We start from the raw sequence: 21,194 nt of genomic DNA on the forward strand, positions 1-21,194 counted from the left end.
GCATTAAGGAAATATGTCCCATGGTGTAATGGTAACACTCCGGTTTTTGGTACCGTCATTCAAGGTTCGAGTCCTTGTGGGACAACAAAAAGCCTCTCAGTTGAGAGGCTTTTTTTATTTCAATTGTTTTTAGGTTATATTTTAAAGGTTATAACAGGTCTTTTGGCATGATTGACTAAGTCTTCACTAATGCTTCCATTAAAGAAGTGAGATAGGCCTTTTCTTCCGTGTGTACTCATTCCAATGATATCAGCATCTACGCTTTTTGCAAAATGAAGTATTCCTTTTTCAACATTAATGTCGTTATAGATATGAGTGGAGAAGCTGTTTATTTTAAAGCCAGAAATAAAATCATCCATGGTGTTTTGAGCAACATGAGTGGATTTAAAATTATTAGGTGTGTTTATATTTACCAAATGAATGTGTGAATTGAACTTATTGGCGAAATCTACTACTTTTTCAAATGGTTTTTTTATTTCATCTGAAAAATCAGAAGCAAACACAAAGTTATTTGCGTTAAAATTTTCTTCCTCTCTTTTAATAACTAAAACTGGTATTTCGGAATTTCTAACTACCTTTTCAGTATTTGAGCCAATAAACATTTCTTGAAAACCACTAGCACCATGAGAACCCATAACAATTAAATCGGCATTCTCGCTTTTTTCGTTTTTCATGATTCCGTCGAAGGCAACTTCAAATTGTATTACTTTGGTAGTTTTGATACCTTGTAAATAAGGTGCGTTCATTATATTGTCTAGTTTTGCTATAGCTGCATTTTTAAAAAGCATTAACTCTGGTATTTCATGAGATGAGGTTATAGCATCGTTTCCTGTAGTGGGAAGTTCAAGCATATGTATAACAATAATTTCACTATTGTCTTTTTTAGCTATTTGGGCAGCAACTTTTAGGGCATATTCAGCGTGTTTGGAAAAATCTGTAGGGACTAAAATTTTTTTCATAAATACTTTATTTTTTAATAATTTAAATTGTAAAAGTTTACATCATAAAGTTACTGATTATATTCTAATTAAACAATTATTTTAATTTAAAAAAATATTATGTATATTTGCACCGATTATTTATAAAGTAGTTAAATAATGAGGCACGCATTGCGTGCCTCTTTTTATAAAAATATGACATTTAAAGAAGACGTAAATCAGTTGTTAGAAGACGCCTTAAAAGAGCGTCCATCTTTGTTTTTGATTGATCTCAAAATAGATGATTCGTTTAAAATAAATATTGTTTTAGATGGTGATAACGGTGTTAGTTTACAGGATTGCATAGATGTAAGTCGAGCGATTGACGGTAATTTGGATAGTGAGAAATATGACTTTAGTATTGAAGTAGCTTCTGCTGGAGTTTCAAGTCCATTGAGTTTGGTTAGACAATACAAAAAGAATATTGGAAGGAATTTAAAGGTTAAAACAACAACATCACAAGAGATCGAAGCATTGCTTTCAGCTGCTGATGATGATGGAATCACATTAGAGTGGAAAGCAAGAGAACCAAAAAAAATAGGAAAAGGTAAAGAAACAGTAGAAAAATCTGTAAATTTGCCTTATTCTGAAATTAAAGAAGCTACAGTAATAGTATTATTTTAAATAAAGAGTTGACATGGAAAATATTGCGTTAATAGAATCGTTTTCAGAATTTAAAGACGATAAGCTCATAGATAGAGTTACCTTAATGGCAATTTTAGAAGATGTGTTTAGAAATGCATTGAAGAAAAAATATGGTTCAGATGATAATTTTGATATCATTATTAATCCTGATAAAGGAGATATGGAAATTTGGAGAAATAGAACTGTTGTTGAAAATGGAGAAGTTGAAGATGAAAACTCTGAAATTTCATTAGCGGACGCAAGAAAAATTGAACCTGATTTTGAAGTAGGTGAAGATGTTTCTGAAGAAGTGAAGTTATTTCAATTAGGAAGAAGAGCTATTTTAGCACTTCGTCAAAACTTAATATCAAAAATTCATGAACATGACAATACTAATCTTTATAAACAATTTAAAGATTTAGTAGGAGATATTTATACGGCTGAAGTTCACCATGTAAGACCTAAAATGGTGGTTTTGATGGATGATGATGGAAATGAAATTGTTTTACTAAAAGAAAAACAAATTCCTAATGACTATTTCAAAAAAGGAGATAATGTTAGGGGGATTATTGAAAGTGTTGAATTAAAAGGGAATAAACCTCAAATTATGATGTCAAGAACGGCACCAGAGTTTCTTGAAAAATTATTTGAACAGGAAATTCCTGAAGTATTCGATGGTTTGATTAATGTGAAAAAAGTTGTAAGAATTCCTGGAGAAAAAGCAAAAGTAGCTGTTGATTCTTATGATGATAGAATTGATCCAGTTGGTGCTTGTGTAGGAATGAAGGGGTCGCGTATTCACGGAATTGTTCGTGAATTAGGTAATGAAAATATTGATGTTATCAATTATACTAATAATATTCAATTATACATAACAAGAGCTTTAAGTCCAGCAAAAGTTTCTTCTGTTAAAATTGATGAGGAAACTAAAAAAGCTGAAGTTTTCTTGAAAGTCGAAGAAGTATCTAAAGCAATTGGTAGAGGAGGTTATAACATTAAATTAGCAAGTTTATTAACAGGTTATGAGTTAGATGTTATTAGAGAAGGTGTTGTTGAAGTTGATGATGTTGAATTAAGAGAGTTCTCTGATGAAATTGATGCTTGGGTGATTGAAGAGTTTGAAAAAATAGGATTAGATACAGCTAGAAGTATTTTAGGTCAAGATGTTGAAGATTTAGTAAGAAGAACAGACTTAGAAGAAGAAACTATATTAGAAGTTGTTCGTATTTTAAAAGAAGAATTAGAAGACTAATTTTTAGAAAAATAACAACACACAAAACAAAAAGAATTAGAAAAAAGATTATATGTCTGAAAAAAGAGTTATAAGAATCAATAAAGTTTTAAGGGAGTTAAACATTTCTCTAGATAGAGCTGTGGACTTTTTAAAAGAAAAGGACCATGAAATTGAGGCAAGTCCAAATGCTAAAATATCTCAAGAGGAATACGATGTCTTATGCAGTCAATTTTCTGCCGATAAAGGTAAGAAAGTGGCCTCTCTTGAAGTAAGTGAAGAGAAGAAAAAAGAGAAGGAAGCTCTTAAAAAAGAGCTTGAAAAAGAGGTTGAGATTAAACGTCAGCATGAAGAACTGCAAAAACAAGAAGTGATTAAAGCAAAAGCTTCTTTAGCAGGACCAAAAGCAGTAGGAAAAATCGATTTAAATCCTAGAAAGGTGGAACCAAAACAAGAAACTCCCGTTGTTGAGGAAAAACCAGTTGCTAAGGTTGAGAAAAAAGAAGAAACTCCTGTTGTTGAAGATAAGCCAAAAGTTGAACAGGAAAAACCAAAAGTAGAGCCAATACAAGAGAAACCAGTGGTGAAAGTTGTTGAAAAAGTAGAGCAACCAAAACCAACTAATACTCCTGTTGAAAAAAATGCTGTAGAAGAGACTACTAGCGCAAAAGTAGTTAGTGCTGAGGATTCTACAGAAGAGGTTAAAATAGCTACCAATTATCAAAAATTATCTGGAGCCACTTTTACAGGACAAAAAATTGATTTAAGTCAGTTTAATAAGCCTAAAAAGAAAATTGAGCCTAGAAAAGATATCAAGAAGCCAGGAGATACTAAAGCTCCTAATGTTGGTGGTGGTAACAATAATAACAATTCAAATAAGAATAAACGTAAGAGAATAACTAAACCCGTTCCAGGGGCAAACAATGCTGCAGGAGGACAAGGTGGTGTTAAAAAAGATTTCTCAAAAGATAGATTTAATAAAGGTAAAAAGGTTGTTGTTCAAAAGACTGAACCTACAGAAGAAGAAGTTAAAAACCAAATTAAAGAAACTCTTGAAAGACTTCAAGGTAAAGGTAAAAAAGGTTCAAAAGCTGCTAAATACCGTAAAGATAAAAGAGATACGCACCGTCAACGTGTGGATGATGAATTACAACAACAAGATCTAGAAAGTAAAATCTTAAAAGTAACGGAATTTGTTACAGTTGGTGAAATTGCTTCTTTAATGGATGTTCCAATTACAAAAGTTATAGGAACATGTATGTCTCTAGGTATAATGGTAACAATGAATCAGCGTTTAGATGCTGAAACATTATCTATAGTGGCAGATGAGTTTGGATTCGAGGTAGAATTTATTACAACTGATATTGAAGAAGCTGCTGAGGTAGTATTAGATAATCCAGAAGATTTAGTGCATAGAGCACCTATTGTTACAGTTATGGGTCACGTGGATCATGGTAAAACATCTTTGCTAGATTATATTCGTGAAGAAAATGTAATAGCAGGTGAATCAGGAGGAATTACTCAGCATATTGGTGCTTATGGTGTTCAGTTAGAAGGAGGGCAAAAAATCGCTTTCTTAGACACACCAGGTCACGAAGCGTTTACAGCAATGCGTGCTCGCGGAGCTCAAGTTACAGATATTGCAATTATCGTAATTGCTGCAGATGATGATATCATGCCTCAAACAAAAGAGGCTATTAGTCATGCTCAAGCAGCTGGAGTTCCAATGATATTTGCTATCAATAAAGTAGATAAGCCAACAGCTAATCCTGAAAAGATAAAAGAAAAATTAGCAGGAATGAATTTATTAGTTGAAGATTGGGGTGGTAAATACCAATCTCATGATATTTCAGCTAAAACAGGTTTAGGTGTTAAAGAATTATTAGAAAAAGTATTACTTGAAGCTGAAGTTTTAGAATTGACAGCTAACCCAGATAAAAATGCAATTGGAACTGTTGTTGAAGCACAATTAGATAAAGGACGTGGTTATGTTACTACTATATTAGTACAAGCAGGAACTTTGAAAATTGGTGATTATATGTTAGCAGGTAAAAATCATGGTAAGATTAAAGCGATGTTTGATGAACGTGGTCATAATGTTACTGTTGCTGGTCCTTCAACTCCTGTTTCTATTTTAGGATTAGATGGTGCTCCAACGGCTGGTGATAAGTTTAATGTATATGATGATGAAAGAGAAGCAAAGCAAATCGCAGCTAAGCGTACACAATTACAACGAGAGCAGTCTGTAAGAACACAGAAACATATTACACTTGCAGAAATTGGTCGTCGTATAGCTTTAGGTCAGTTTAAAGAATTAAATATAATTTTAAAAGGAGATGTTGATGGTTCTGTAGAAGCATTGTCTGATTCATTCTCTAAATTGTCTACTGAAGAAATTCAAATTAATATTATACATAAAGGTGTTGGAGCTATTACAGAATCTGATGTTTTATTAGCTTCTGCGTCTGATGCAATTATTATCGGATTTAATGTTCGTCCTCAAGGAAATGCGAAACAATTAGCTGAAAAAGAAGAAATCGATATCCGTAATTATTCTATTATTTATGCTGCTATCGACGATTTAAAAGATGCAATGGAAGGAATGTTATCTCCAGAATTAAAAGAAGAGATTACAGGAACTGCGGAAATTAGAGAATTGTTCAAAATTTCTAAGGTAGGAACTATTGCAGGTTGTATGGTTACGGATGGTAAAATCTTAAGAAATGGACAAATTCGTTTAATTAGAGAAGGTGTTGTAATCTATACGGGAGAATTAGTTGCTTTAAAGCGCTTCAAAGATGATGTAAAAGAAGTTTCTAAAGGGTATGATTGTGGTATGCAAATTAAGAACTACAATGACCTTAAAGAATATGACGTTATTGAATGTTTCCACGAAGTTGAAGTGAAGAAGAAATTGAAATAATAAAATAACTAGAATAGTATTTAAAAGTAAAAACCAAGCATTAAGCTTGGTTTTTTTTATTTTACTTTTTAAGGAGCACAGGATTAGTATGTTTTTTAGAAAAAACTTCCCGCTATCAGCTATGTCTTTGCTTTTTTATTAAAAAAAAGCAAAGGATGTCGTTTCTATAAAACTAGTTTGTGTTTTCATAAGATATTTGCTTAAAACTAATATGTAATAAAAAAAGTGAAACTATTTGAGTAATTCTCTTATGGGTTAAAAAGCGTATTTTAATCCACCATAAATATTTCTTCCAGGGGCATTAATTCCTGAGGCGAAATTTCTGTATTGTATATCTAAAATGTTTTCAATTCCAGCAAATAAAGTAGCTTCTTTTATTATGTTGAAGCTCATTTTAAAATTGTAAGTTTCCCAAGCTGCTATTCCTCCTTCTGGAGCATATTGTATGTTGTCTTCTCCATTTGTGAAATAATCTTTGCTACTCTTTTTGCCATTGTATAAGAGGTATGTCTCAAATTGCCCCCATTTTTTATCATAACGTAAACCAATTTTTCCAAAATAAGGTGAAATATGATCTAGAGGATTTTCATTTTCATCTTCTACAATTCGACCATAAGTATAATTGAAACTTGCGTTAAATTGTAAGTCTTCAATAATGTAGCCTCTCATGTTAGTTGATATTCCTGTAATGTAAGCTTTTCTTTTATTCTGGTTGGCTAAAACTTGACTATTGGAGCCATCATAATTTATGATAGTTTGTCCTTGGTATTCAAAATTATCGGTCACAATTGCGTCATATAAACGAGTGTAGAAATAGGTGTTTTCAAATTTAAACCGTTTATTGTTAGATTGAATTACTAAGCCAATATCTCCGGTAATTGTTTTCTCTGGACTTAAATCTTTATTGGGTACAATTATAAAACCATCTCCGGATTCAAATATTTTGCCAAAATCATCAATATTTGGTACTCTAAAACCAGAAGAAATATTCGCTTTTAAGGCTACATTTTTAGAAGTATTATGAATAATTCCTAATGAACCACTGTAAGTAAAATTACCTTGTTTTATTTCTGAAAAAGGTAAGGGGAAAAAAGTGTCATCCGTAATGGAGCTTTTTAAAGTAGTGTAGCCAAAACGTCCTCCAACAGTCCAAGTTGTTTTTTTAGTTGATTTTTCGTTGTACGAGATATAAATATCATTTCTAAACATAATATTGTCTCCATTGGGATAACGTGTATCTATACCTTCAATAATTCCTGTATTGATATTTTGTTTGTAACCAGATGATTTTAATGTTTCAAAATAAGATTCGAAACCATAAAACAATTCTCCTTTTTTAAATTTTCTGTTCAAGTCTGTAGAAAATGAATACATATTTACATTCTCCTCTCTATTCTGTAAATTATAGTTTTCAAAACGTCTATTATGTCTACTTTCTTTTGCGCTTTGAAAGGCAGTACTAATAAGTAAATTGCTTTCGAATAATGCTTTTTCTTTTTCAAGAGTATAAGCTGCTAAAATTCTTTGTTGAGGGCCATAATACCATTCTGCATTTTTTAGACCAGATGCAGTTTTATCAGTAAGTCTATCATATCTTGGTATATTTGATGTAGTTGAAAATTGTAAATTTACACCGTGCTTAAAGCCTGAATTGCTTTTATAAGCTAGTTTTTGAAGAGCATTATATTGGGTGTACCCCGAAAACTTTTGAAGATATTTATTGTTGTTTTCAACTTGTTGATCAATTCCATTTATAGTGGTAACATAAGAAAGTCTTTCTCCAAAAAAAGCAGCATGTGGATTTTTTTTCTTACCCATTTTTAAATCACCAAAATCATTGTATGATAATAGGGTTAATGAAGCGAAATTTTTACTAGCATAATTGAAATCAAATGTAATGGATTTTTCTTCATTGACACTTCCATATCTAGTATTTATTCTACCAGAAAACTTGTTTGAAGTTTCATTTAAAAATTTTACATTTTTTGTAGTCATATTTACAGTTCCACCAAGGGCATCACTTCCAAATAAAGTTGAAGTTGGGCCGTAAAATATATCAACATTTTCTAGCATGTTTTCATCAACAGTGATAACATTTTGTAAATGTCCTGCTCTAAATATTAAATTATTCATTCTAAAACCGTCTACTAGTAATAAAACTCTACTGGCTTCAAATCCTCTAATGACAGGGCTTCCTCCGCCTTGTTGTGATTTTTGAACAAACAAAGAGCCTGAATTTGCTAGCATTTCAGCAGTTGATTGAAAATTCTGAAATTCTATTTGCTTATTATTGATAGACTCAACCTGATTGGGTAGTTGAGTTTTGTTTTTAGGTGTTTTGTTTGAGGTAACGATTACTTCTTCCAAACTATTTGTCTTTATAGAATCTTTCAAGATTTGAGTAAAACTATAAATAGGTACTAGTAGGAAACAAGAAAAAAAAGCTTTCTTCATTCAATTTTTAACGATTTGGCTTAATTAGAAGAGCAGTAGGGTATTTTTTCTTTATTTCAACTAAATCCTTTTCTGCATTAATTCTTAACTTGTATTTGCCTACCCAAACTTTGTAAGTTGGATTAGTGTATAAATAGGTTGCTTCAATTTCTTTGAAGTCTTTTTTAAAACCCATTAATGTTTTCTTTGCAGTTTCTCTGTCTCCATAGAAAATTTGAATAGTATAATTTTCGTCAGATTCGTTAGAATTGTCAAGTTGTTGCTTTTCTTTTAGTAATTTGCCAAATCTTGGGTCTTGAATAACAGTTGTTTTGTTTTCTTGAGAAAAAGAATTTGAAGCAATAAAAAAGCTAATAAGTGATAAGTAAAAATAATTTTTAATGGTTAATTTTCTCATAATGAATAAAATTTAAAGCAAAAGTACAATTTTATAAACGAAACAAAATAAGTAAAATTATTTAGAATAAATATAAATTACATTTTATGATAAAATTAAGGTTTTTAGAATAGTTCTAATATTGTATTTTTGTCGGAGTTTAAAATAATGTATGCTTTCAAGGTGTAAATTATATATCTAAAATCATACCAAATCTAGTCGATAATCATTAATTAAATATGAAAAAGGTGGGTAACCATAAATCGTTTTCAAAGATTTTCTTCAGTTTAGCTTTAACGCTATCTTTTTCTTTATCTGTTTTTTCTCAAGATTCAGTGCCAACTGATGCAGCTGCGGCTCCAACTACTGGTGGTGATCCTGTAACGGGTAAAGCTCTTTTTAATGCTAATTGTGCTGCATGTCACGCTTTAGATAAGGTGATGACAGGGCCAGCTTTAAGAGGTGTAGCTGAAAAGTATGACATTGAATTTCTTTACAAGTGGATCAAGAACAATACTGAGCTTATTAAAGCAGGTGATGCTACAGCGTTGAAAATTTTTAATGAAAATGGTCAAAAAGCAATGACGCCATTTCCACAGTTGTCAAATGCAGATATTGATAATATTTTAGCGTATACTTCAACTACGCCTCCACCACCTCCAACTCCTAATCCAGGAGATGTTGTAGGTAAAACTGGTGGTGATTCTGGAATCTCGAATGATGTTATTCTAGGAGCATTGTCTCTAGTTTTGGCAATGTTAATTGTTATGTTGTTTTTGGTTAACAATGTTTTAACAAAAATTGCTAAGGCTAATGGAATTGAAGTTCAAAAGGATGAGAAATCATTACCAATTTGGAAAGCTTTTGTGAAAAACCAATTCTTACTAGTTGTTTCTGCAATTCTATTCTTATTGTTTGCTGCTTATTTTGCTTATGGTTTCTTAATGCAAGTAGGGGTAGATCAGGGATATGAACCAATTCAACCAATTCATTATTCACATAGAATACATGCTGGTGATAATGGTATTGATTGTAAATATTGTCACTCTGCAGCTAGAGTTGGTAAGCATTCAAATATACCTTCATTAAATGTTTGTATGAATTGTCATAAAAATATTTCTGAAGTGGCTCCTGAAACTTTAGCGGAAGGAAATGAGTTTGGTGTTAACTACAATACTGAAATTGATAAATTATACAAAGCAGTTGGTTGGGATAAAACATCACAGGCTTATACAGGGAAAACAGAACCAGTAAAATGGGTTAGAATACATAATTTACCAGATTTTGTGTATTTCAATCACTCACAACACGTAACGGTTGCTGGTGTAGAGTGTCAAACTTGTCATGGTCCAGTAGAAGAGATGGAAATTATGAGACAATATTCATCCTTAACAATGGGTTGGTGTATTAATTGTCACAGAGAGACTAATGTTAAAGTAGAAGACAACGCTTACTATACTAAAATACACGAAGAACTTTCTAAGAAATATGGAGTTAAGCAATTAACTGCAGCTCAAATGGGAGGTTTAGAATGTGGTAAATGCCACTATTAATTAATATAATTTAAGAAGCTAATATCAATATACAATATGGCATCAAACAAAAAATACTGGAAAAGTGTTGAAGAGCTAAACGAAAATAGTTCTATTGTTGAGACGCTAAGAAACAACGAGTTTGTAGAGCAAATTCCTGTAGATGAGTTTTTAGGAGACAATGAATCTTTATCAAACAGTGCAACATCTCGTCGTGACTTTTTAAAATACGTCGGATTTAGTACTGCTGCTGCGTCATTAGCAGCATGTGAAGGTCCTGTTGTAAAATCTATTCCTTATGTGGTTCAACCTGAGGAAATCATTCCTGGAGTTGCAGATTTTTATGCTACAACTATAGCGGATGGTTTTGATTTTGCAAATATTCTTATCAAAACACGTGAAGGTCGTCCAATTAAAGTTGAAAACAATAATTTAGAAGGAGCTAAGACTGGAGCTAATGCTAGAGTGCATGCTTCTGTGCTTTCCTTATATGATAGCTTGCGTTTAAAACAACCTAAAATTGCTGGTAAAGAAGCAACGTGGGGTGAGGTAAATGCGAAAGTTAAAGCTAGTTTAGAAGAGGCAAATTCTCAAGGAGGTTCTGTAGTTGTTCTAACAAATACTCTAGCAAGTCCTTCTACTGAAGCTTTAATTGAAGCTTTAAAAGTGAAATATCCAACAGTTAAGCATGTTATTTATGATGCTATTTCTGAATCTAATGCATTAGATGCTTTTGAAAAGGTTTATGGAGAGCGAGCTTTAGCAAATTACGATTTTTCAAAAGCAGATGTAATTGTGTCTGTTGGTGCTGATATATTAGGTGATTGGCAAGGTGGAGGTTATGATGCGGGTTATGCAAACGGCAGAATTCCTAAAAATGGAAAAATGTCTAAGCATATACAAATCGAAGCGAACATGTCTTTGGCTGGTGCTAATGCAGACAAAAGAATTCCAATGACTGTTGCAAATCAGAAGATTGCTTTAGTCGATTTATATAATGCAGTTGTTGGTGGTTCAGTATCTAAGAATACTGAAATAGTTAAAGTGGCAAATCAATTAAAATCGGCAAAGTCTAAAGGAGTAGTTGTTACAGGTATAGATGATCTTGATGCTCAGCTATTAGTGTTAGCAATAAATAATGCTATTTCATCTGAGGCTTTTAATCCAAATGATGCTAAGTTAACAAGAAAAGGTAATGCTAAGGAAGTTAGTCAATTGGTTGATTATATGAAGGCTGGTAAGGTGCATACTCTTATTATGAGTGGTGTCAATCCAGTTTATACTTTGCCAAACTCTAAAGATTTCGTAGATGCTCTTAAAAAAGTGAAGTTATCTGTTGCATTTTCAATGAAGGAAGATGAAACAGCATTAATTACAAATATAGCTGCTGCAGCACCACATTACTTAGAATCTTGGTCAGATGTAGCGATTGAAAGAGGACACTATAGTGTGGCCCAACCTACAATTCGTCCTTTATTTGATACAAAACAATTTCAAGATGCTTTGTTGACTTGGACAGAAAATAGTGCCAGTTATTATGATTATTTAAAAGATTTTGCTGCTAACACAATAGTAGAAAAATCTTGGAATCAAATTGTGCATGATGGTTTTGCGACAAGTGAGGTATTGCCTTTGGTGATGAATGAGGTTGATTTTTCATCTTCATCATCTAAATTAGCTCAAGTTAAACCTGCTGCTCTTGAATTGGTCTTATATACTAAAACAGGAATGGGTGATGGGCAACAAGCTAATAATCCTTGGTTACAAGAATTTCCAGATCCGATAACAAGAGTGTCATGGGATAATTATGTAACCATTTCTAAAAAAGATGCTGAGAGGTATGGTTTGAAAAATTGGAATGTGGCTAATGGAGGTATGAATGGAAGTTATGTTACTTTAAAAGTAGGTAATGCGACTCTAAATAAAGTGCCAGTAGTAGTTCAACCAGGTCAAGCTGTCGGTACCTTAGGTTTAGCTTTTGGTTATGGGAAATCAGCTGCTTTAAAACAAGAAATGCAAGTAGGAGTTAATGCTTATACATTGTATAATGATTTAACGGCAAATCAAATTGTTACTGTAACTAAGGAAGAGGGGGAACACGAGTTTGCCTGTGTGCAATTACAAAAAACATTAATGGGTCGTGGAGATATTATCAAAGAAACGACTCTTGAAATATTTAATTCTAAAGATGCAGAAGTTTGGAATCCGATTCCAATGGTTTCTTTAGATCATCAAGAGACTCCAGCAACTGAGGTTGATCTATGGACTTCTTTTGATAGAACAACAGGTCATCATTTTAATTTATCTATAGATTTAAATGCTTGTACAGGTTGTGGAGCATGTGTGATTGCTTGTCATGCAGAAAATAACGTTCCTGTTGTGGGGAAATCTGAAGTAAGAAGAAGTAGAGATATGCACTGGTTGCGTATTGATAGATATTATTCTCATGAAGAGACATTTAATGGGGATGTGGAATTAAAAGAAGGTACTTCTGGATTAATGGATTCTGTAAATACACTTTCAGATATGGAAGATCCATCTGAGAATCCTCAAGTAGCATTCCAGCCAGTAATGTGTCAACATTGTAATCACGCTCCTTGTGAAACAGTTTGCCCAGTTGCTGCAACATCTCATAGTAGAGAAGGACAAAATCACATGGCTTATAATAGATGTGTTGGTACTCGTTATTGCGCTAATAACTGTCCATATAAAGTAAGACGTTTTAACTGGTTCTTATATAATAAAAACAGTGAATTTGATTACCATATGAATGACGATTTAGGTCGAATGGTATTAAATCCTGATGTAAATGTACGTTCTCGTGGAGTTATGGAAAAATGCTCAATGTGTATTCAAAAAACACAAGCAACTAAACTTCAAGCAAAACGTGAAGGTAGATTAGTTAAAGATGGTGAATTCCAAACAGCATGTTCTGCAGCTTGTAGTAGTGGAGCAATGATTTTTGGTGATGTAAATGATAAAGAAAGTCAAGTGGCTAAATTAGTTGAAGACGAAAGAATGTATCATTTACTAGAGCACGTTGGTACAAAACCAAATGTATTCTATCACGTTAAAGTAAGAAACGTTAAATAAGTATTAATTAAAGAAACAATATAAAGGATTATGTCGTCTCATTACGAAGCACCCATTAGAAAACCTTTAGTAGTAGGAAATAAATCTTACCACGACGTTACTGTAGATGTAGCTGCACCTGTTGAAGGTAGAGCTAATAAACAATGGTGGATTGTATTTTCAATTGCCTTAACTGCTTTCCTTTATGGATTGGGTTGTATGATTTATACCATATCTACTGGTATTGGTACTTGGGGATTAAATAAAACTGTAGGTTGGGCTTGGGATATCACTAACTTTGTTTGGTGGGTAGGTATCGGTCACGCAGGAACCTTAATCTCTGCTGTATTATTATTATTCCGTCAAAAATGGAGAATGGCTATTAACCGTTCTGCAGAAGCAATGACAATTTTCTCTGTAATGCAAGCGGGTTTATTCCCAATTATTCACATGGGACGTCCATGGTTAGGATACTGGGTATTGCCTATTCCAAATCAATTTGGATCACTTTGGGTTAATTTTAACTCACCATTACTTTGGGATGTATTTGCAATTTCTACATATTTATCAGTATCCTTAGTTTTCTGGTGGACTGGTTTATTACCTGATTTTGCTATGTTGCGTGATAGAGCAATAACACCTTTTACAAAAAAAATATACTCAACTTTGTCTTTCGGATGGAGTGGAAGAGCTAAAGATTGGCAACGTTTTGAAGAAGTATCATTGGTATTAGCTGGTTTAGCGACACCACTTGTGTTATCTGTTCATACGATTGTGTCTTTTGACTTCGCAACTTCTGTAATTCCAGGTTGGCATACTACTATTCTTCCGCCTTATTTCGTGGCAGGAGCAATTTTTTCAGGATTTGCAATGGTAAATACATTGTTAATTATTATGAGAAAAGTTTCTAACTTAGAAGATTATATTACAATTCAACATATTGAATTAATGAATATTGTAATTATGATTACTGGTTCTATTGTTGGTTGTGCCTATATTACTGAGTTATTTATCGCTTGGTATTCGGGAGTAGAATATGAACAATATGCTTTCTTGAATAGAGCAACTGGTCCTTATTGGTGGTCTTATTTCTTGATGATGACTTGTAATGTATTTTCACCTCAGTTTATGTGGTCTAAAAAATTAAGAACAAGTATCGCTTTCTCTTTTATTATTTCAATTGTTGTAAATGTTGGGATGTGGTTTGAGCGTTTCGTAATTATTGTTACGTCATTACATAGGGATTACTTACCGTCTTCATGGACTATGTTTCAACCAACTTTTGTTGATGCTGGTATTTTTATTGGAACAATTGGTTTCTTCTTTGTATTGTTTTTATTATATTCTAGAAGTTTTCCAGTGATTGCTCAAGCTGAAGTTAAGACAATCTTAAAATCTTCTGGAGATAATTATAAGAGAGAGAGAGAAGAACACGGACATAATCATTCAGATAATCATTAATATTATGACTAATAAAGTTATACACGCTATATATAATGATGATGATGTTTTAATGGATGCTGTTAAACAAACAAGAGCAGCACATCATCATATAGAAGAAGTTTACACTCCATTTCCAGTTCATGGATTGGATAAGGCTATGGGTCTAGCACCAACAAGAATTGCAATTGCTTCATTTTTATACGGATTAGTAGGTTTGTCTGTTGCAACAGCAATGATGCGTTTTATTATGATTGTTGATTGGCCTCAAGATATTGGTGGTAAACCAAGTTTTAGTTATATCGATAATATGCCTGCGTTTGTTCCAATTATGTTTGAAATGACAGTGTTTTTTGCAGCTCACTTAATGGTAATTACCTTCTATATGAGAAGTAAATTATGGCCATTCAAAAAAGCAGAAAACCCAGATGTTAGAACAACAGACGATCATTTCTTAATGGAAGTAGGGGTTCATGGTAATGAAGAAGATATGGTTTCTTTTTTTAAGTCAACTGGAGCTGTAGAAGTTAAAGTAATAGAAAAGCATTAATACAAGATATGAAAAGCTTATATAAAATAGTAGCAATAACAGGTTTAACTTTCATGGCAACATCATGTCATGATAATGCTAAACCTAACTATCAGTTTTTTCCTAACATGTATGAATCTGTTTCGTATGAGACTTATTCAGAGCATGATGTTTTTAAAAATGGTAAAGAAGGGCAACAACCTGCTCTAGGTTCAATAAAGAGAGGTTTTGTCCCTTATGAGATTCCTAATACAACTGAAGGATATGCTTTAGCTAAGGAAACTTTAAAATCTCCATTAGATTCTATTTCTAAGTCTCCCGAAAAAGGAAAAGAGTTGTTCAATATTTACTGTGCTATTTGTCACGGTGAAAAAGGAAATGGTAAAGGAAAACTTGTTGAAAGAGAAAAATTTTTAGGAGTTCCTAGCTATAAAGATAGAGAGATAACTGAAGGGAGTATTTATCACGTGGTTACTTATGGATTAAATTCTATGGGATCTCATGCTAATCAATTGACGCAAGAAGAGAGATGGCAAGTGGCAGATTACGTTTTAAAACTGAAGTCCGAATTATAATTGTAAAACACTTTTTTGAAAATTATTAATATGTATACGTTTTCAAGTAAATTAAAAACTTTTTCATTGATCTTAATGGTTTTAGGAATCATAGGTATTGGTATTGGTTTTGTGTCTGTACCAAATAAAGAAGAAGTTAAAGAAATGATGGAGAATGCTCATGGTGATCATCATGGTCAAGCAAATAGTCATGAGTCACACGCTACGCATGAAGTTGCTTCAGGTCATCATGACACACACCAATCTGAAGTGAACCATAAAGAAGAGGGTCATGATGCTCATTTAGAACATGTTTTACATCAGCAACAAAATAAACCATGGTCAGCTTTTTATGTGGCTTGTATTTTCTTCATGTTATTAACAGTTGGGGTTTTAGCTTTTTATGCAATTCAACAAGCAGCACAAGCAGGTTGGTCCCCAATTTTGTTTAGAGTTATGGAAGGAATAACTGGTTATTTATTGCCAGGTTCTGTTATATTTTTCGTGTTCTTAGTTCTTTCAGGATTTCATATGAACCATCTTTTTGTTTGGATGGATGAAACTGAAGTAGCAAAGGATCACTTATTGCAAGCAAAATCTGGATATTTGAATGTTCCATTCTTTTTAATAAGAGCTGTTGTGTTTTTAGGTGGTTGGAATTTGTATAGATATTTCTCTAGAAGAAATTCGATCGCGCAAGATGATGCTACTGATGTATCTTTCTATAAGAAGAATTTCAAATTAGCTGCGGCATTCTTAGTGTTTTTTATTGTTTCTGAATCTATTATGTCATGGGATTGGATCATGTCTGTTGATCCTCATTGGTATAGTACTTTGTTTGGATGGTACGTGTTTGCTAGTTTCTTTGTAAGTGGTATTACTGTAATAGCTTTAATAACGTTATATTTGAAATCTAAAGGTTATTTAGAGCAAGTTAATACAAGTCATATTCATGATTTAGCTAAATTCATGTTTGGTATTAGTATTTTCTGGACTTACTTATGGTTTTCTCAATTTATGTTGATTTGGTATTCTGATATTCCAGAGGAGGTGACTTATTTCGTTTTCAGAATTGAAAATTATAAATTACCATTTTTTGGTATGCTTGTTATGAATTTTGTATTTCCAGTACTAATTTTAATTAATACTGATTTCAAGCGTTTGTCTTGGATAATTACAATGGCAGGTATTGTTATTCTATTTGGACACTATATTGATTTTTACAATATGATTATGCCTGCAACTGTTGGTGATCAATGGTTTATTGGTTGGGCGGAATTAGGTTCAATAGCTTTCTTTTTAGGATTATTTATCTTTGTGGTGTTTACAACATTAACAAAAGCTTCATTATTTGCTAAAGGAAATCCACTTATGGAAGAGAGCAAACATTTTCATTATTAATATTTAAAGAAATAAACAAATGACAAGTTTATTGATATTCTTTGTTTTAGTTTTAATTGGAATTGCAATTTGGCAATTAACTAAAATATTCGATTTAACTCAAGTAGGTTCAAACTCAGCTGATTCTGAAGTTGCAAATGATAAAGATAATAGTATTAATGGATACTTGATGTTTGCCTTTGTTGGTTTTATCTATATTTTTACTATTTATTCATTATTAAAATGGGGTGATTTAGTTTTAGGAACACCTGCTTCTGAACACGGAGCTGATGTAGATAATTTGATGGCCATTTCAATGTACTTAATATTCTTTGTACAAACAATAACCCAGTTTTTATTACACTATTTTACATTTAAATACAGAGGAAAACAAGGACAAAAAGCACTTTATTTTGCAGATAATAACAAATTAGAGGCTGTATGGACAATCATACCAGTTATTGTTTTAGCGGGTTTAATTCTTTATGGATTGTATACTTGGAATGACATCATGTATTATGACGATGAAGAAGAAGTTATTTATGTAGAGTTATATGCTAAACAATTTGGTTGGGAAGCTAGATATTCAGGTGAAGACAATACTCTAGGTAAAGCAAATGTTCGTTTTATTGAGGGTGTGAATACTTTAGGTGTAGATTTATCTGATCCTGCTGCTCAAGATGATAAAGTAGTTAATGAATTACATTTACCAAAGGGTAAAAAAGTAGTTTTCAAAATGCGTTCACAAGATGTATTACACTCTGCTTATATGCCTCATTTTAGAGCTCAAATGAATTGTGTTCCAGGAATGATAACTCAGTTTGCGTTCGTTCCTAGTATGACAACAGCAGAAATGCGTGAAGATGAAGCTATAATAGCTAAAGTTGATAAGATAAATAAAATTAGAGCTAAAAAAAGTATAGAATTAGCAGCCAAAGGTGAAGAAGCCTTAGATCCTTATACTTTTGATTACTTATTGCTTTGTAATAAAATATGTGGTCAATCTCATTACAACATGCAAATGAAAATTGTGGTAGATACACCTGAAGAGTTTAAAGCTTGGTTAAATGAAAAACCAACGTTATCCTCGCAATGGGCAGAGGCAAATGCACCAGCACCAGTAGTCGTTCCTGTTCCTGAGGTTGTAGTACCTGTTGAAACGATTGAAGATTCTACAAAAGTTGTAGCTCAAATTATTAAATAGATTAAGATATTAAAATAATATAAGATTATGTCAGCACACGAACACGGTCATCATAAAGAAACATTTATTACTAAATATATTTTTAGTTTAGATCATAAGATGATTGCTAAGCAATACCTTATAACAGGTTTAATTATGGGAATTGTAGGAGTTTTACTTTCTATTTTATTCCGTATGCAAATTGCTTGGCCAGAACAATCTTTTGGTTTGTTTAAAGTTCTTTTAGGTGAAAACTTTGCACCAGGAGGTGTAATGCGTAATGATATTTATTTGGCATTAGTTACAATACATGGTACTATAATGGTATTCTTTGTACTAACAGCTGGTTTAAGTGGTACTTTTAGTAATCTTCTTATTCCTTTACAAATTGGAGCTAGAGATATGGCTTCTGGATTTATGAATATGTTATCTTATTGGATGTTTTTCATATCTTCAGTAATTATGTTAAGTTCTTTATTTATAGAATCTGGTCCTGCATCAGCTGGTTGGACAATTTATCCTCCATTAAGTGCTCTGCCACAAGCTATTCCTGGTTCTGGATTAGGAATGACTTTATGGTTAGTTTCTATGGCTATATTTATAGCATCTTCATTAATGGGATCTTTAAATTATGTTGTAACTGTTATTAATTTAAGAACAAAAGGGATGACAATGACAAGATTGCCATTGACAGTTTGGGCTTTCTTTGTTACTGCTATAATAGGTATAGTTTCCTTTCCAGTATTGTTTTCTGCAGCTTTATTATTGATTTTTGATAGAAGTTTTGGAACATCATTCTTTTTGTCTGATATCTTTATTCAAGGTGAAGTATTGCATTATCAAGGTGGTTCACCAGTTTTATTTGAACATTTATTCTGGTTTTTAGGTCACCCTGAAGTTTATATTGTGTTATTACCAGCATTAGGTATTACTTCAGAAATTATTGCTACAAATTCTAGAAAACCTATTTTTGGTTATAGAGCTATGATTGCTTCTATTTTGGCAATTGCTTTCTTATCAACTATCGTTTGGGGTCACCATATGTTTATATCAGGAATGAATCCTTTCTTGGGTTCTGTATTTACATTCACGACTTTATTAATTGCAATTCCTTCTGCAGTAAAAGCTTTTAATTATATAACAACACTTTGGAAAGGAAATTTACAGTTAAATCCTGCCATGTTGTTCTCAATTGGTTTAGTTTCTACTTTCATTACTGGAGGTTTAACAGGAATTATACTTGGAGATTCTACTTTAGATATAAACGTTCATGATACTTATTTCGTTGTTGCACACTTCCACTTAGTAATGGGTATTTCTGCTCTTTACGGATTCTTTGCAGGAGTTTATCACTGGTTTCCAAAAATGTTTGGGAAAATGATGAACAAAAACTTAGGATATGTACACTTTTGGGTAACAGCAGTCTGTGCTTATGGAGTTTTCTTCCCAATGCATTTTATTGGAATGGCTGGTCTACCAAGACGTTATTATACGAATTCAGCTTTCCCGTTATTTGATGAATTAGCAGATGTGAATGTATTAATTACAATATTTGCAATAGTTGGTGCTGTTTTCCAAATTGTATTCTTTTGGAACTTCTTCTACAGTATGTTCTATGGTAAGAAAGCAACACAAAACCCTTGGAAATCAAATACGTTAGAATGGACTACACCAGTAGAACATATTCACGGAAATTGGCCTGGAGAAATTCCTGAAGTTCATCGTTGGCCTTATGACTATAGCAAACCAGGTCATGATGAAGACTTTGTTTCTCAAATTACTCCAATGAAGGAGGGTGAAGAAGAATTGCATCACTAATATTTTTTAAAATATATTGAAAAACCTTTCCAATTTGGAAAGGTTTTTTCTTTTTAAGTTTGCTTATCTTTGTTCTATGAATGAGAATCTAGATCCTAATAAAGAACGTTTTACTCCACAGGAAGTGGATATTGAAAAAGCATTAAGACCTTTGTCTTTTGATGATTTTGCAGGTCAAGATCATGTTTTAGATAATTTGAAAATTTTTGTACAAGCGGCTAATCAAAGAGATGAAGCTTTAGATCATGCTTTATTCCATGGTCCTCCTGGACTTGGTAAAACCACTTTGGCTAATATTTTGGCTAATGAATTGGGAGTTGGAATAAAAATAACTTCAGGTCCTGTTTTAGACAAGCCTGGTGATTTGGCAGGATTGTTAACTAATCTGGAAGAACGTGACGTGTTGTTTATTGATGAAATTCATAGACTGAGTCCTATTGTGGAAGAGTATTTGTATTCTGCAATGGAAGATTACAAAATTGATATTATGATTGAAAGTGGACCTAATGCAAGAACGGTTCAAATCAACTTAAATCCATTTACTTTAGTAGGAGCAACTACTCGTTCAGGATTACTAACAGCTCCTATGCGTGCTCGTTTTGGTATACAAAGTCGATTGCAATATTATAATAAAGAATTATTAGCTACTATTATTGAAAGAAGTGCTTCTATTTTAAGAGTTGAAATTGATATTGAAGCTGCAATTGAAATAGCAGGAAGAAGTAGAGGGACTCCAAGAATTGCTAATGCGTTGTTGAGACGTGTTCGAGATTTTGCTCAAATTAAAGGAAATGGAAGAATTGATGTTGAAATTACAAAATATGCTTTAAAAGCTTTAAATGTTGATGAAAACGGATTAGATGAAATGGACAACAAGATTTTGCTAACCATAATTGATAAATTTAAAGGAGGTCCTGTAGGATTAACAACTTTGGCAACAGCAGTCTCAGAAAATGGAGAAACAATAGAAGAAGTTTATGAACCTTTTTTAATTCAGGAAGGATTTATTATGCGTACGCCAAGAGGAAGAGAAGTAACCGAAAAGGCGTATAAACATTTGGGTCGAATAAAAAATAATATTCAAGGGGGACTTTTTTAAGA

Annotated in this window: 15 protein-coding genes and 1 tRNA gene; 13 read left to right on the forward strand and 3 right to left on the reverse strand. The window is 32.5% G+C overall.

Annotation, left to right across the window (positions count from 1 at the left end; genetic code table 11):
• Positions 1-14 precede the first annotated feature (14 nt).
• Positions 15-85 (forward strand) — tRNA-Gln (locus tag FIA58_RS17390).
• Positions 86-134: 49 nt separating this feature from the next.
• On the opposite strand, the gene FIA58_RS17395 is transcribed toward FIA58_RS17390, so the two are convergent.
• The gene (locus FIA58_RS17395) at positions 135-959 is read right to left on the reverse strand and encodes a universal stress protein (RefSeq protein WP_140963973.1); all 825 of its coding nucleotides are present in this window, start codon (positions 957-959) and stop codon (positions 135-137) included.
• Between the two features lie 174 nt (positions 960-1,133).
• Between FIA58_RS17395 and rimP the strand changes: the two genes are divergently transcribed.
• The 3 genes from rimP to infB are packed head-to-tail and all read left to right on the forward strand — an operon-like array spanning position 1,134 to position 5,755.
• On the forward strand, positions 1,134-1,601 hold the full coding sequence (gene rimP, locus FIA58_RS17400) for a ribosome assembly cofactor RimP (protein WP_140964014.1): 468 nt from the start codon (positions 1,134-1,136) through the stop codon (positions 1,599-1,601).
• Between the two features lie 13 nt (positions 1,602-1,614).
• Positions 1,615-2,853, forward strand: coding sequence for a transcription termination factor NusA (gene nusA / locus FIA58_RS17405; RefSeq protein ID WP_140963974.1), 1,239 nt, complete (start codon positions 1,615-1,617; stop codon positions 2,851-2,853).
• Between the two features lie 52 nt (positions 2,854-2,905).
• Positions 2,906-5,755: a translation initiation factor IF-2 gene (infB, locus tag FIA58_RS17410; protein WP_140963975.1), complete on the forward strand. Its 2,850-nt coding sequence runs from the start codon at positions 2,906-2,908 to the stop codon at positions 5,753-5,755.
• 255 nt (positions 5,756-6,010) lie between these two features.
• Here infB and FIA58_RS17415 read toward each other — a convergent pair whose 3' ends face one another.
• Both FIA58_RS17415 and FIA58_RS17420 read right to left on the reverse strand, forming a co-directional pair.
• Positions 6,011-8,209 (reverse strand): TonB-dependent receptor plug domain-containing protein, encoded by a 2,199-nt coding sequence (locus FIA58_RS17415; RefSeq protein WP_140963976.1) that lies wholly within the window; start codon positions 8,207-8,209, stop codon positions 6,011-6,013.
• A gap of 7 nt (positions 8,210-8,216) precedes the next feature.
• Positions 8,217-8,606, reverse strand: coding sequence for an SPOR domain-containing protein (locus FIA58_RS17420; RefSeq protein WP_140963977.1), 390 nt, complete (start codon positions 8,604-8,606; stop codon positions 8,217-8,219).
• Between the two features lie 218 nt (positions 8,607-8,824).
• Between FIA58_RS17420 and FIA58_RS17425 the strand changes: the two genes are divergently transcribed.
• The 9 genes from FIA58_RS17425 to ruvB all read left to right on the forward strand — a co-directional run bounded on the left by FIA58_RS17425 (position 8,825) and on the right by ruvB (position 21,192).
• On the forward strand, positions 8,825-10,138 hold the full coding sequence (locus tag FIA58_RS17425; RefSeq protein WP_140963978.1) for a c-type cytochrome: 1,314 nt from the start codon (positions 8,825-8,827) through the stop codon (positions 10,136-10,138).
• Positions 10,139-10,174: 36 nt separating this feature from the next.
• A complete protein-coding gene (locus FIA58_RS17430) occupies positions 10,175-13,210 on the forward strand; it encodes a TAT-variant-translocated molybdopterin oxidoreductase (RefSeq protein WP_140963979.1) in 3,036 nt (1,011 codons plus the stop codon).
• Positions 13,211-13,240: 30 nt separating this feature from the next.
• Complete coding sequence (gene nrfD / locus FIA58_RS17435) at positions 13,241-14,650, forward strand: NrfD/PsrC family molybdoenzyme membrane anchor subunit (RefSeq protein ID WP_140963980.1); 1,410 nt, start codon at positions 13,241-13,243, stop codon at positions 14,648-14,650.
• Positions 14,651-14,654: 4 nt separating this feature from the next.
• Entirely contained in the window at positions 14,655-15,179 is a 525-nt protein-coding gene (locus tag FIA58_RS17440) for a DUF3341 domain-containing protein (protein WP_140963981.1), read from the forward strand.
• Positions 15,180-15,187: 8 nt separating this feature from the next.
• Positions 15,188-15,733, forward strand: coding sequence for a c-type cytochrome (locus tag FIA58_RS17445; protein ID WP_140963982.1), 546 nt, complete (start codon positions 15,188-15,190; stop codon positions 15,731-15,733).
• A 30-nt stretch (positions 15,734-15,763) separates the two neighbouring features.
• Positions 15,764-17,113 (forward strand): quinol:cytochrome C oxidoreductase, encoded by a 1,350-nt coding sequence (locus tag FIA58_RS17450; protein ID WP_140963983.1) that lies wholly within the window; start codon positions 15,764-15,766, stop codon positions 17,111-17,113.
• Positions 17,114-17,132: 19 nt separating this feature from the next.
• The gene (locus tag FIA58_RS17455) at positions 17,133-18,296 is read left to right on the forward strand and encodes a cytochrome c oxidase subunit II (protein ID WP_140963984.1); all 1,164 of its coding nucleotides are present in this window, start codon (positions 17,133-17,135) and stop codon (positions 18,294-18,296) included.
• A 27-nt stretch (positions 18,297-18,323) separates the two neighbouring features.
• Positions 18,324-20,093: a cytochrome c oxidase subunit I gene (locus FIA58_RS17460; RefSeq protein WP_140963985.1), complete on the forward strand. Its 1,770-nt coding sequence runs from the start codon at positions 18,324-18,326 to the stop codon at positions 20,091-20,093.
• A gap of 76 nt (positions 20,094-20,169) precedes the next feature.
• A complete protein-coding gene (gene ruvB, locus FIA58_RS17465) occupies positions 20,170-21,192 on the forward strand; it encodes a Holliday junction branch migration DNA helicase RuvB (RefSeq protein WP_140963986.1) in 1,023 nt (340 codons plus the stop codon).
• Positions 21,193-21,194 lie beyond the last annotated feature (2 nt).

The organism is Flavobacterium jejuense, assembly GCF_006491595.2.
GTDB lineage: Bacteria > Bacteroidota > Bacteroidia > Flavobacteriales > Flavobacteriaceae > Flavobacterium > Flavobacterium jejuense.

What these genes read in the sequence shown, in the direction of transcription:
- FIA58_RS17430 (WP_140963979.1), top strand. Translation starts at nt 10,175, where the DNA reads ATGGCATCAAACAAAAAATACTGGAAAAGTGTTGAAGAGCTAAACGAA.
- rimP (WP_140964014.1), top strand. Translation starts at nt 1,134, where the DNA reads ATGACATTTAAAGAAGACGTAAATCAGTTGTTAGAAGACGCCTTAAAA.
- FIA58_RS17420 (WP_140963977.1), bottom strand. Translation starts at nt 8,606, where the DNA reads ATGAGAAAATTAACCATTAAAAATTATTTTTACTTATCACTTATTAGC.
- FIA58_RS17425 (WP_140963978.1), top strand. Translation starts at nt 8,825, where the DNA reads ATGAAAAAGGTGGGTAACCATAAATCGTTTTCAAAGATTTTCTTCAGT.
- FIA58_RS17440 (WP_140963981.1), top strand. Translation starts at nt 14,655, where the DNA reads ATGACTAATAAAGTTATACACGCTATATATAATGATGATGATGTTTTA.
- nrfD (WP_140963980.1), top strand. Translation starts at nt 13,241, where the DNA reads ATGTCGTCTCATTACGAAGCACCCATTAGAAAACCTTTAGTAGTAGGA.
- FIA58_RS17415 (WP_140963976.1), bottom strand. Translation starts at nt 8,209, where the DNA reads ATGAAGAAAGCTTTTTTTTCTTGTTTCCTACTAGTACCTATTTATAGT.
- FIA58_RS17455 (WP_140963984.1), top strand. Translation starts at nt 17,133, where the DNA reads ATGACAAGTTTATTGATATTCTTTGTTTTAGTTTTAATTGGAATTGCA.
- FIA58_RS17445 (WP_140963982.1), top strand. Translation starts at nt 15,188, where the DNA reads ATGAAAAGCTTATATAAAATAGTAGCAATAACAGGTTTAACTTTCATG.
- nusA (WP_140963974.1), top strand. Translation starts at nt 1,615, where the DNA reads ATGGAAAATATTGCGTTAATAGAATCGTTTTCAGAATTTAAAGACGAT.
- infB (WP_140963975.1), top strand. Translation starts at nt 2,906, where the DNA reads ATGTCTGAAAAAAGAGTTATAAGAATCAATAAAGTTTTAAGGGAGTTA.
- ruvB (WP_140963986.1), top strand. Translation starts at nt 20,170, where the DNA reads ATGAATGAGAATCTAGATCCTAATAAAGAACGTTTTACTCCACAGGAA.
- FIA58_RS17395 (WP_140963973.1), bottom strand. Translation starts at nt 959, where the DNA reads ATGAAAAAAATTTTAGTCCCTACAGATTTTTCCAAACACGCTGAATAT.
- FIA58_RS17460 (WP_140963985.1), top strand. Translation starts at nt 18,324, where the DNA reads ATGTCAGCACACGAACACGGTCATCATAAAGAAACATTTATTACTAAA.
- FIA58_RS17450 (WP_140963983.1), top strand. Translation starts at nt 15,764, where the DNA reads ATGTATACGTTTTCAAGTAAATTAAAAACTTTTTCATTGATCTTAATG.